Annotated in this window: 6 protein-coding genes; all 6 read right to left on the reverse strand. The window is 39.5% G+C overall.

Annotation, left to right across the window (positions count from 1 at the left end; translation table 11 throughout):
- Nucleotides 1–710: 710 nt before the first annotated feature.
- The 6 genes from B4G81_RS13390 to B4G81_RS13415 all read right to left on the reverse strand — a co-directional run bounded on the left by B4G81_RS13390 (nt 711) and on the right by B4G81_RS13415 (nt 13,416).
- A complete protein-coding gene (locus tag B4G81_RS13390) occupies nt 711–2,138 on the reverse strand; it encodes a sulfatase family protein (RefSeq protein WP_294083323.1) in 1,428 nt (475 codons plus the stop codon).
- Between the two features lie 548 nt (nt 2,139–2,686).
- Nucleotides 2,687–6,193: an alpha-L-rhamnosidase gene (locus tag B4G81_RS13395; protein ID WP_294083324.1), complete on the reverse strand. Its 3,507-nt coding sequence runs from the start codon at nt 6,191–6,193 to the stop codon at nt 2,687–2,689.
- A 285-nt stretch (nt 6,194–6,478) separates the two neighbouring features.
- A complete protein-coding gene (locus B4G81_RS13400; protein WP_294083326.1) occupies nt 6,479–7,999 on the reverse strand; it encodes a glycoside hydrolase family 5 protein in 1,521 nt (506 codons plus the stop codon).
- 49 nt (nt 8,000–8,048) lie between these two features.
- Nucleotides 8,049–9,848 (reverse strand): beta-L-arabinofuranosidase domain-containing protein, encoded by a 1,800-nt coding sequence (locus tag B4G81_RS13405; RefSeq protein WP_294083328.1) that lies wholly within the window; start codon nt 9,846–9,848, stop codon nt 8,049–8,051.
- 239 nt (nt 9,849–10,087) lie between these two features.
- Nucleotides 10,088–12,199, reverse strand: coding sequence for a beta-L-arabinofuranosidase domain-containing protein (locus B4G81_RS13410; protein WP_294083330.1), 2,112 nt, complete (start codon nt 12,197–12,199; stop codon nt 10,088–10,090).
- A gap of 125 nt (nt 12,200–12,324) precedes the next feature.
- On the reverse strand, nt 12,325–13,416 hold the full coding sequence (locus tag B4G81_RS13415; protein WP_294083332.1) for a DUF1735 domain-containing protein: 1,092 nt from the start codon (nt 13,414–13,416) through the stop codon (nt 12,325–12,327).
- Between the last annotated feature and the right edge of the window lie 27 nt (nt 13,417–13,443).

A 13,443-nucleotide genomic window follows, 5' to 3' on the forward strand; every position in this document is an offset into this window, starting at 1 on the left:
TTTCTTGCAGTTATGCAAATTATACACCGATTAATTTGCTGATTTTCAATGTAAATATCAATTATTCAGCAGACCCAATTAGTTATAGTACTTAAAATCAATGAAAATAAATATGCCGAACATTTGCTTGACCTGCTGAAAATAATGGACATATAAGTGCGATATCACATATTCTTCAAATTATAATACTCGGGAGGAAAGAGCTTAAATCTATACAGATTTATATGTATATATGTGATTTATACGGCCAAAACCGAAATATTTTGTTCATTTTATTTTTCATAAACTTAAATCTTCGGACATTAAAATCTAATTTTCAGCTAGTTTGTAAACTTAAACCAAATCTAATTTGATTAAGTTTCTAGTTTAGAAACAAAATATCTTTTTAAAAAGAGTCAAAAAGACGATTCCTAATTGCTCATCATCCTTTTAAAGCTAAAACCGGCGACGGTGAGCATCATATTTATCTCTTCTTTGATAATTCTCTTGTGGTAATTGCGAGAGACGCATTTATCTTCTTTCGGGTGACCGATGATTGGCTTACTACCTGCAAGCTTACAGAAATACTTTCTTTTTTCAATCATTTCCCGATCAATTTTTATTGGTGAAAATTATAGTTCGTGCTCATGATTCAATGTACTTTCAAATGAAAAGGACAATGAGCACAATGATTAATCTAGTTGTTTTGTCAGACTTTTTTTATGGGCTGACTAATTAATATCAGGTAATTTCTTGTTTTCATATTTTAATACTTCTTTTTCGCATTTTTGTCTTAGCTTTTTCATCACGTCTGTGTATCTCAGGTCTGTAGCAAGATTGTTTTTTTCTAATGGGTCGTTTTTTAGATCATATAATTCTTCCGGAGCATCAATGAATCGGTAACGAAAATATTTCCATCTGTCAGTCCGTATTCCTTCAGACGAGGGTATTTCTTCTTTTTCCCATAAGTGTTCGAATAAAATAGCGCTCCGCTTGGGGATTTTATTATTATGTTGATAGTAATTTACAAGACTTGTCCCTTGATATAATTTCGGCTGAGGAATTGACGCCAAGTCTAAAATAGTACTCGGAATATCAATATTTAATACTGGTTCTTCCACTTTTTTGTGGCTTATTCGCGGATCGTATATAATCATAGGTATTCTGATTGATGTCTCGTACATCAGCCATTTATCAGCCAGTTGCCTGTCACCTAAAAAATACCCATTGTCTCCTGCTAAAATAATTACCGTATTTTTCGATATTCCTTTTTTGTCCAGCTCTTTACGAATCCGACCTATCTCGGTGTCGACTTGTGTAATCATTCGGTAATATGCCTTCATGTAACGCTGATACTTTTCTTCTGTATCGAATCTCCAATGCCAACGGATTCTGTTAAATCCTTTCTGGACTTCTTTTGGCAATGCGTTGAAATATTCATTCTCTTTTAATAACGGCAGTGGAAAAATAATATCTTCGTATAAATCAGAGTATTCAGGATCAGAAAAATACTGCTCCTCTGCGGGGTCGTGAGCGTGAGGCGCACTAAAGCTTATCGATAAACAGAAAGGTTTGTCAACCGGCACATTTTGAATAAATTTTCTTGCTTTATGGCCAGTGTAAGTGGTCAAATGCACTGTATCCTCATCTATGGTTTTATGATAATAACCTCTCCTATCCTTATATATATCTTGGCGATCAAAGAATTCAGATTCATCAAAGAGCTGAGATGCATTTTCAAATTTTATCCCCAATTTTCCAAAGAATCCTGTATAATATCCGTGTTCTTTGAGATAAATAGGATATGAATTCTGAGCATATTGGTCTTTCAATGAACCTTGTCCAAATGTATATCCGTGTGTACGTTCGTACATTCCTGTAAGGATGGAAGCTCGACTGGCGGCACTAATCGGTGTAGTACAAAATGCATTTTTGAAATAAATCCCCTGATCCGCCAAAGAATCCATATTGGGTGTTTGAATTATTTTATTACCTGCAAAACCCAAAGCATCCCATCGTTGATCATCGGTTAAGATGAATATGATATTTAGTCTTTCTTTTTGATTATTTTCTGATCTTGCCTTTATATAAGTACTGCCCAACACACCTATCATTAGCGTTATCGTTCTGTAATTGTATCCAAAATTGCATCTTGCCATGAGTAATCTTATTAATGATTGACTGTTTTCTGTAATTAAATTGTATATATCATAGAACACCCTCTGATTTGATTTGAAGTAAAGAAGTCGAATTGATGATCAGAACTTAACTAAGCTTGTTTAAGGTTTCTGAAAATCCAGTTTTTAAATTTCATTGGCTTTTGCCAAACTGCTGTATATTTTAATTCATATTATTACCATCAAATGATGACTGATACAAATATAAGTTTAGATAATTTACTCGAGACTATTAATAATGACATTCGTACTATGTAAAATGATTTTTTATGTTAATCCTGACCACTTTAATTTGTGATCGGAAATAATTCGTTTTTGTCTCTGTTAATGTCGATTCAAAATGATAAATTCATAAACTTGTTTTGTCAGAGAATATCCTAATACTTGCAGATATATTTAAGGAAGAGTATCTACTATTTTATTGTATAATATGATTGATGCATTTGTTAGGGGGGACTAAGTACGTTTTTCTTCTCTGAAGTCCAGATTTTAAATAGTGGTCACAACAATTGATTTTTTATAGTGAGCTATCATTTTCTTACGCTGAATTGATATACCCCTGATCGGAGTTTTATAACCATTTTCCCGTTTTCTACCCTTTTAATTTCGATATTTGTTGATGGCGCTAACGGTTCATATCCTTCACTTATCTTATCTGGAGATATTGCTTGCAGATAAAGTATAGCAGTCGTGTTAGCAGGTACTCGAAAATGGTAATGGTACATATTACCGGAGATTTCCCAACTGCTTTCTATCCGGCCATATGGAGAATCATAATGTCCTTTTGCCCATGTCATTATACCCGTAGGATCAGGTTCTGGACGTAGTATAAAGTTCTTGAATCCTGGATACCTCTCGTCGCGCTCAATTCCCAGAGAATAATTGACCATCCATGATCCAATTGCTCCGAAAGAGTAGTGGTTGAATGAATTCATGGCGTTTTTGCCTCCGAACCCCTTTTCTCGTGTGTAGGAATTAAGCCGTTCCCAGATAGTGGTGGCCCCCTGGTTCACTGAATAAAGCAAAGACGGGTACTCCTCTTGTTGCATGATGCGGTAAGCACTTTCTGAATATCCAAAATTCGATAATACCCGGTGGATCCATGCAGTACCGATAAAACCTGTCATCAGTGAATAGGGAGGGTGGGAGGTTTCCTGGGAGATGTGACTTTTGTTGGAAATTCGTTTAATCAGGCGATTTACAAGGAGGTGTTCATTCTTTTCATCGACAGCCCCGAAAGCCAGTGGTAACACATAGGATGTTTGAGTGCCGACCACCGATCCTCTTTTTTCGGGTTTATCAAACCCTGAATGGATGGTTTCGCCTGTACAGGGGTTGATATAGGTTTTATTAAAGAATGCTTTTCTTTCTCGGTGCATTTTGACAAACCATTCCGTATCATCCTTTTTCTCAAGTATAGTCGCAATGCGTTGCATCAGATCTAGGTTGTATATGAAATAGGCTTCCCATAATAATGAATTATCGTTTTTATCCTGTTCGGGACCCAACCAGTCACCAAGCCTTCCTTCAGTCATTATCCCCGTGATAGGATCAATATAACTAAGAAGGTAATCAATATAGGATTTCATTGCGTCGTAATGATCTATTAGCATTTTTTTGTCGTCGTACTGGCAATAATTCTCCCACGCCACGGTAATACCAGCACTTCCCCAAAGGATTCCACCAAATCCCCCTCCAATCGGTGCCACGTCAGCAAACCGACCGTCTTCACGTTGCGTGTCGCGCATTGCCATCATATGGCGAGAGAGGAATTGCTCCATGTCTCCTATATAGGTGGCAGTTCGCGAGAAGACGGAAATATCGCCGCTCCAACCCATCCGTTCATTGCGCTGAGGACAGTCAGTAGGAATTGATAAGAAGTTACCGCGAGCCGACCACGTAATATTTTCCCATAGTTTGTTAACTTTTGGATTGGAAGTTACATATGAAGTAGAGAGCTCATGGATAGAACTGAGAACATCTCCTTTTACTGCCTCTAATGGCAACGGCATACCGATGCCGGTTATTTCAATATATCGGTATCCGTGGAATGTAAAATGAGGTTTTATTGTTTCTTCACCACCTTTGGTAATATATATATCCTGAGCCAGTGCTCCTCTAATATTTTCTAGCATAATCATTCCTACGTTCTCTTTAAACTCAGGCATAGCGGGGTATTTCACTTCGGCATACCTGAGTTTTATTTCCGTACCGGGGTGTATATCTCTTAAGGTGATACAGGGTACGCCTACCATATTCTGCCCCATATCGTATACAAAGACGCCTGGACGGACTTCTTCCATTGAAACGGCTGTCAACTCTTTTATCTTTTTAACGGTCGGGCCAAATTGTCCTATCAGCTGCAATTCGGAAAAATCATTCACTGGCGGCATTTTATTCGCTTTAATGGATGGATCGTCAACAATGGCGCGTTCCTGGTTGACAGTAACAGCTTTTTTCCAGTGAGTATCATCAAACCCTGGTTTCATCCATCCTTTGATTTCTGACTCTTTGCGTGCATCATATACTTCACCCTGGAAAAAGCTGCTGTAAATCACCGGACCATTGTTGTAATAACGCCATGTCTCAGGATTAGAGACGATGGTTTGCTGAGTACCATCCTTATAGGTGATGACTAATTTTGATAGAAGCGACTGTCTGTCACCGAATAGGTTCCATAGAAATCCCATGTAGGTGATAGCCCCACTCCACCAGCCTTCGCCCAGCATTACCCCAATAGTGTTGTCACCCGATTTTAACTCTTCGGTGACATCATATGTCTGGTACAAGTGATGTTTGTTATATTGTGTCAAGCCTGGATTGAAATAATCGTCGCCTATCTGTTTACCATTTATGTATACCTCGTAAATTCCCCTCGCGGTAATATATAAACGAGCTTTAGTGATAGATACACCTTGGGTTTTGAACTCTCTTCTGAGCATTGGCATCGAGTTCTTTGTTATATTGGCTGAGACAATTTTACCTGTTGTGTTACCATTTACCATGTATCCCTTGTTAGTGATAGTAATATTTTTTTCTCCTGAGAAAATGTTCTTCACATCCGACTCTCTCTGAGTCTCAGAAAAAAGGATATTATTGGGCACACGGTAATTTCTCACAATCACTTCCGAGAAATGTGCTTTTTGATGTGGTTTCATTGAGAAACCGATGTCGCAAAGTAGCGGGAAGCAGATGTAATTCCAATTTCCACCCAAAGGGTTGATTGTGACACGGCCGATTTTGTTTGATTCTTCTTCTCCGTCGATAAATATCTCGGTGGTGCTGTACATCGTCTTGAGATATATTGTATGTGGCGCATTTCTATTCTGGGAGTTTATAATTGATAAAGGAATAGTGAGCCGATGTAATGGTTTATCTTTGCTATCGGATGGAGCATAGCCAACGCGATAGAGATTTATAACTGCATTTCCACTATGTTTCAATTCGGTAATATCAAGCTCCGCCTCAATATATGATTCGTCTTTTCCACTCTGCAAGTTATAAATATTGAGGTTTTTGTCCATCAGTCGTGGATCGTTGACACCGTATAAGAAACCTGCTTTTGTAGTGTTGTTTTCCTCATCCAGTTGTACCGTATAACTGATGTTATAGGTTGGAAAGTAATCTGGATACAACACCAAGTCTTTTTCACTTCCTCCAATCCACTCCGCCCCTTCCCAAGCTAAAAGAGAGGGGTCCATTAGTCCCGTTTCGAACCAAGACGTAGCTGATATAGTCCGATTGGAACTATCCCATACAAACAGTTTCCAATGATACCGGGTGGATGAACTTAATGCTTCTCCTGAGTACTCAATATTTAGTGATATGTCACTCAGTATTTTACCGCTATTCCAAACCTGATTCTTCTTTTCATTGGTAACGATGATCTGGTACCCCTTCTGGGATATACCTTTTTCGGTAGAGGCCATCTGCCAACTGAATCGAGGCTTTTTGACATCTATTCCCAATGGAGTTTCTTCATATTCTACCTCGAGTGAAACGAGTCGACTTTTTTTGTCGTTTGCAGTAACACTCATTTTCGGATCCTTAAATTTAGGAGATATGTATTGACCGTTGTTGCTCTCAACCAAGCCGATGGAGAACGGGCTAAAAAGAATAAGAATAAGAAAGAATCTGTTGGTAATCATAGTGATAAAAATAAGCGATTTTTAATCAAGCTGAAAAAAATCTGATTTAATTTTTTTTGAACTTTCTTTACTTTATTCCAGGGTGTGACCTCAGACCTTCTTGCTTACTTTTCGTAATATACTGTCAACTTTTCAACTTCTTTGAAAATGTAGTAACTTAAATCTTTTTTCTTTTCAATCAGCCATTCCTGGAACTATTCGAAGGACATCATATGAATTTATTTTAGGCCAGTACTTGATAATTAGTTGCTGCCTGTCACTATCCCAATTAAACATATCTATATAGTTATTTTCTTCGTTTTTTGATACGATCACCCGGTCATCCGGTGTTATAGTCAGTTCAATATTGTTTATCCTGACCCTGCAACCGTCGGGATAATGTCTCTTTACTGGCAAATAGATTTCAGAAGGCATAGATGAAACTCCCGATGTGAAATTCATTGTAAAAATACGAGTTGCAAAGTCAAAATGAAAAGAATTGACAACTCCGGCCACTGTTAAAGGACGTGGACGGCAGATTATATCCATAATGTATTTTCGCTCAGGACCTTCGGTATGGGAGTCGCCAAGGAACATAGCCCATGTACGGTCCATTTTATTCGCGTTGAGTGCACCACTACCACTCCACCAAGCCTTTACCAGACCGATGCAATAACGATCATACAAATCGACGTTCTTAATAAAGTTCAGGTTATACAACAGTTGGGCTTCTATATCGTTGTCTGTAACACGAAAAGTTGGTGCTCCGTATTCGGGAATAATAATTGGTACGTTCAGACGGACTGCATCACTCAGATAGCGTTCGATCATTAGTTTCGGATTGGTTCCATAATAATGGGGGGCGTAAAAAATATTTTCACCAGTAATTCCTACCCGTGGCGGAGCGGACGGTAATCCTATTTTACGATGTTCATTGGGCGCATAATGCCACCATTGAATTAATGCATATTTCTCAGGGCTGACCGTGTTGAGTTCCTTGATCACGTCATTATATAAGGGAATAAAAAACTTCTTCTCAAAATTTTCCACATTTCCGAAAATTTCAGGTAACAGGTCCCAAGGTTTTTCTCTTCCTGCGAGAGGTTCATTCAGTAAATCATAACCGATAACGGAAGGTTCATTTTTATAGCGGACAAAGACATTATTCCACGCTTTGAGGTACATATCCCTGGTTCCGTTTTCATTGTTCATCAGCGCGGTCCATTGCTCATTCCCAAGTTCGCCGTAAAACTCTTGAGTCAAATCATACAAAGTCAGCTTGAACATAGTCTTGATGCCATTTTCTTTTGCATGCGCCAAATGCGTGTCAATGCGTTTGAAAAAATCTTCATTGAACGTACTGCCAGGCCAACCACCAATACGGGTTAAACATAACCGGATAACCTGGATATTGAACCCTTTGTCCCTCATTCTTTGGTACGACTCCTGAGAAAGGTCTGGCAAATCGCCTAAACCATCTTCTGTAACGATAACGACTCCGTTAGGTATGAAATGACGATTGTACCCGTCGACCATCCATGGTTGTGATGGTAACATACTGTAGAGGCTGTCAGAAGTTTTATAATTGGTCGTTTGATATGCTTCGTTTTTATTTGATTCAAACCGCGTCTCAGGAGGATCAAGTTCCGGATAACGGTTTTGTGCATAGGACGACATATAACCAAGAATTGTAAATAAGATAAATAAGCGTTTCATAACTGATTTTTTAAGAAGTTTATATTATCAATACGAAGGCTGTGGACAATTATCTTTCTGTTGAAAAAGTTGTCTTTCTCAGGATTGTGGATCCGATAGGGACCAATTTCTCCTGTACCCTCTGCCCGTTATATAGGAAAGTAGCTGTTATGGTACCGTACGGCGTATCATAAGGAAAATCCAGGGAAGAGCCTGGGTTCTTCCAATAAGCAAACATTGTAGTGTCACTTAATACATTGATATTGGAACCCACTGGTAATTTGTATCCCTGGAACCGATTAACCTCTTTGTTGTCAAACGGGATTATATTATAGTTCGCAAAGCCGGGATTATCCCAGATTTTTGTAGCTATCCTGTTTTCGTTGATTTTGAGTGCGTAGAGTAATGCTCCTCGTTTTACGTAAAGTTCATTGTTGTAGCTTACTTTCACGTCAACACTGGGTGTGAAAAAAATTTTAACCTCGTCTCCTTTACTCCATTGTTTTGTTAGCCGGATAAAATCATCTTCAAAGAGAATCCTAGCTCCTTCGGCCATCACCTTGGTGGTTTTTGACCAGGATGGATTTCTCAGTAAAATATCAAAAGTTACTGTGTCGTCAGGATTGACAACCATCGTTATTTCGTTCTCAAAAGGGTACATCGTTAGCTGCTCAATTTTAATAGGCACACCCGTGATCTTCGTATTCAAGTTGGAGGGACCGTAAAATGCGGCGACCAAGCTTTTCCCGTTATCACCCTTCATCCACATATTGGACACATAATAAGGCATTAGTCTTCCTATATTGTAGACACAACAGGCTATCCGGTGACATGCGGCATACTGGTACCGAAAAGTAGAATTATCAGGTGTCCCTGACGCCTCTATTTGATTGTCCTTTGAACAATAAGCATTTGCTTTGCCATCAGAAAAGCGGGCTGCCTGCCCGGCATTGAAAACTACATTTTCAGCTTGTTCAGCCAGTGAAATATCGCCGAATTTTTGAAAAGCCGACTCCAGGCTGTTCGCGGTTTCGACAATTGAGCAATATTCATATCTTAGCTCTGCTGAGCCGTATTTTCCCCCGACACTTTCCAATATTCTGTCATCCGTGACCAACCCTCCAGAGGGAGAGAGCGCCTGAACTAATTTTTCCAGACTATTTTGGGCAGCCTTCCTATATTTCGGATCTGAACTTAGTGTGGATAGCCAGTAAATTACCCTCGCATGTTCAGCAACATGAGGCGCATGATGAAGATAAGGTAGATTAATATTAAGCAGATTATCCAGCTGGCTGTCCGTATTCTTCAGGTTTATTGAATTGCTGTAATCGTCGAAGAGGCGAAAAGCAAAATTAACATATTTCTGATCACCAGTCAATAAGTAAAGCCTTTCAAGCACATCAATGTACATTAGCCCATGCGCACGTGCCCCCCCCTCAATCGTGCTTTCACCAACAAAATAACGGTTTGACTTTTCTCCGAACAATGATATCATCTGATTAACCGACTTTTCTACTGCTTCCAAATATTTTTTTTCTTGACTGTACTCGTAAAAAGCCAACATCGACCGCAAAAAGCAACATTGTCCCCATAGTTCTCCTTCTTTTTGTGACAATGTTTGAAAATTATTCGGATTTTCCTTGCCCATGTATCCCGAAGAATCCTGATTTTCAAGTAGGAATTTTACAATTCCTCTTGCTTTCTCCAGCCAGGGGCCATAGTCGGATAAAAATGAATTGCGAATAACCGCATCCATGAAGTTTCCTTCAAATTCCCCATATCCTCCTGTGGCAGGCTGGGTAATTGGCTCCCCCAGCTTTCGCATCTGCTCAAGGTGTGAACTGTTTCCTGTCGAAATATCCCGTATCATCTGCTGTTTGATCCAACCTCCGGGCTTAATTTCGGATAGCGATAACGGAGTGAATGAAACATTTCTCAGGCTTGTCGCCTCACAGCAGTTTGTATTTACTGATCGAAGATGACTCCCTGTATTTGCATATTGAGCTACAGGTACCCAGCAAATCATAACCAATAACAATATTCTGCATATCTTTTTCATACAAGCCTATTTTCATATTTGTATATATAAAAGAGTGCCATCATCTCTTTTTAGAACAAACGCATTGGATCGGAATCAGCGCTTACTTTTGCCTGTTTTACATCCGGGTCTGCTGATGTGCTTTCATGAAAGGGAAAAGTGGTACGGCGAAGCGGTGAACTTCCGATCGGTACTAGTTTCACATTTATTCGGTTGCCACTTCGGTCGTATAAGTTTCCCTCCAGCGCAACAGGTGGCTTTGTCCAGGGATACTTCGAATCGCCGTCAGTTCGTACAAGTTTGAACATGGAGTCTGTACCTGCAAGATAACTCCATCCGTCAGACGGCCCGGATGGTGCCACAAGGTACTCGTAGAATCCCGATTTGATGTCAGAGGTGGCATTGATCTCTGTAATTATTTGCTTTTTATGTGGGAAAGGAAGCGAGAAAACAAGTGGCCCCCATTGCCAGTAAACTTCTTTTCCATCTGCTTGAATTTTTCGCATGACCTGGAAATCAAAGTCAACCCGGATCGTGCTTCCTTTCTGCCATTTCTTGTAAATACGTATCAGATTCTGTTCACGAGCTATTTCTGAGTCTTTTCCTGCATCGACTTTCAGTTCTCCACAACCGGAAGGAATACGGAGCGCAATTTCAAAGGTAACCGGCTTGACGGGATTGACCTTAAATTCGATTTTGTCGCAAAAAGGATAATTTGTCACTTCCTCTATGGTAATCGCTGTTTCCTTTACTTTCGTTGTTAGTAGGGATGGTCCATAGCTGTTGACGAGTATAGCCGGACGGTCATTTGAGCGATACCACATTCCTTCCACATAATATGGCATAACACGTGGTACATTCAGTACACAGCAGGCTGCAGCTTCATGGCAGGCAGAGAAAAGCTCGCGCCCTCCGTGAATTTTCACATCAGCCGCTTGACGACGGTTATCGCGCGCGAGATACGTTACGGCTTGGTCAACGGGATGAAATCTTGCTCCCTGTACCACATTGTATATACATTTTTCTTTCCATTCTCCGATTTCAGTATTCGGCTCATAGGCAAAGAGTCGATTTAACGATATCAACGACTCAGTATGGGCACAATTTTCACTTGGAGTGTGACCTCCTCCTTGTGAACCAGCAATTGCTTCCAGATAACCGAGTGCTATTCCTCCTGCGGGATTAGTGTGATGTATGATTTTAGGTATTACATTCTTCGCTGCTTTTTCGTACTGCGGATTACCTGAAAAGAAATATGCTATACGTGGCATATGAATAGCTTCCCCAACGTGCGCACCATGGTTAAACCAAGGTCGTAGCGAATCTATCATATTGCTGGATGTTAGATCATTAAAATCTTTTGGGGCATTTTGAGAATAGTCAGTGTATAGCCAAATAGCAGCATCCGCAAAATATTGATCATTTGTCAGACGCCAAAGCCATTCGAGCGTATCCATATATCCCACTCCGTGGGTTACACCGCCATCTGGATTAGGTCTACCGAAATAGGTGTCTTTTCGATAGTGTTCAATGGTTTCTCGTACAGTGGTATCGATTGCTTCCAAGATGCGCCTGTCGCCTTTATACTCATACCATGCAAGTAGAGCCTGAAAAACTCGGCTCTGGGTCCAGAGCTCACCGTCAAATCCTTTATCAGGAAATCTTGTTTCTGTATCATATATCCCAATGTAACCAGTCTCTTTAAATTTCTCAAGGATCTTTTCAACCCAAACATCTACTATCTCAATATACTTCTGATCATCCAAGAGAATCGCCGAGCGGACTATACTATCCATCCAGTAGCCTTCGTGTTCACCTGCCCACCAATCTTTTTCCTTGCGTCCACGCGCTCCCGAAACCCATGTTCCCGCTTTTCGCTGTTGTTTGGCGAAAAGATTTTGGGTCACATTAGACGTGATATTGCCGAAATGACCTTTCAGACCGTCGTGAAGATCGACGTACATCTGATTAAAAATCCAACCTCGAGGTTTTATAGAACCCACAGGAAGTAGACTATAAGGCGAAATCATTACTTGTCGCTTGTAGCTACTATCATTTGTATTTTTTGCAATACTCCGCAAGTTTTTTTTCATTTCTCCACTTTTTAGCTTATTATACCTTGTGGCCAAAATGCCTGCTACGACTGTGGTAAGAAATTTTCGGCGATTGATATTATATTTCATTTGTTTGGTCTCCAATTCTTATGTTAAATACTTTATCTAAAATATATATCAGTTGATCATTAAAATAAATTATAAAATATTTTGCCGATTACTGTCTTCAATACTTTAATTTGGGAATACTCGGCTTACTCCGAAAGGATTTGTACGGTGTAGTTCTCAAATTTCACTCCGTTATCACGAAATACTAACGTATCCAAAAACTGATGAGTGACTTCTGGAGTGATACCAGTAACAGTAAAATTAAGTGTAATTGTCAGATGAGGTTGTGTTTTCCCAGTTTGTGGGTTGACTAACCATGATCCGTTTTGGGCGGCAAATTCAGTCTTGGATTTGTAATACTTACCACTACCTGTCACAATTTTCGTTGAACCTTCTGCTGTGGAAACGGTTACGTCACCAATACCATTCACATCATTAGAGAATGTCAGTTTTGAAATAAAGTCAGTACCACTTGAAGTTCCCATCTTGTTATAAAGCGCTTCTTTATATCCTGATGTTTGAATGGTCGCCGTTTCGTTGTATTCTAGGTATTCTGCGTGAAAAACATGGGTGGTTAGTCCATTCTCTTTTTGAATACCTCGATGAAAAAACACGCCGTGCCAGGGATTAATATACTTTATCGCAAACATGGTGAAATCTTTAGGAGTTAGTAACGGTTTATAATCTGAAGCGATATGTGGGTTTGGATTAGTAACACTTTCTAAAGGAGTACCTGTAAGTATGGATACGTCGGAATTAACTATACGAAGCGGGATGACATATAGAAGTTTGTACGACTCTGGATCGTTGAAAAAAGCTTCAGTTAACTGTATTCGTGCAAGACCAGACAAACTTCCTTTGGGAATGGTAATTGTACTGCCAGGTGTGATAGAATAGTAATTTTCAGGTAGTTGTTTTAAATAAATAGTGTTATTAAGAACATCTGTGGCTAGTACGTTGTCCAACAAGGTGGGATCAACGATAAAATCCACTTTCCTGTCTTTCTTATTTTCGTACATTCCACCGATACTTACCCCGACGTTGAATGCATGTTCTAGGTCAATCGAGTTGTTGATCCTATCTTCTCCCAAAATGAGTGTCCTGACTGGATATTGAATTGGAAAATAAACTGCTTCTCTTTCGTAATCGGGAAACTCTATTTGTTCATTCTTGCAACTTGTTGTTAACGAGATGACTGAAATAGTAAGAATTAAACTCGAATTTAAAATATTTTTCATTTTCTATTTTATTAATTTTGAAAGTAA

Origin of the sequence: Proteiniphilum sp. UBA5384, from assembly GCF_002410825.1 — a bacterium.
GTDB lineage: Bacteria > Bacteroidota > Bacteroidia > Bacteroidales > Dysgonomonadaceae > Proteiniphilum.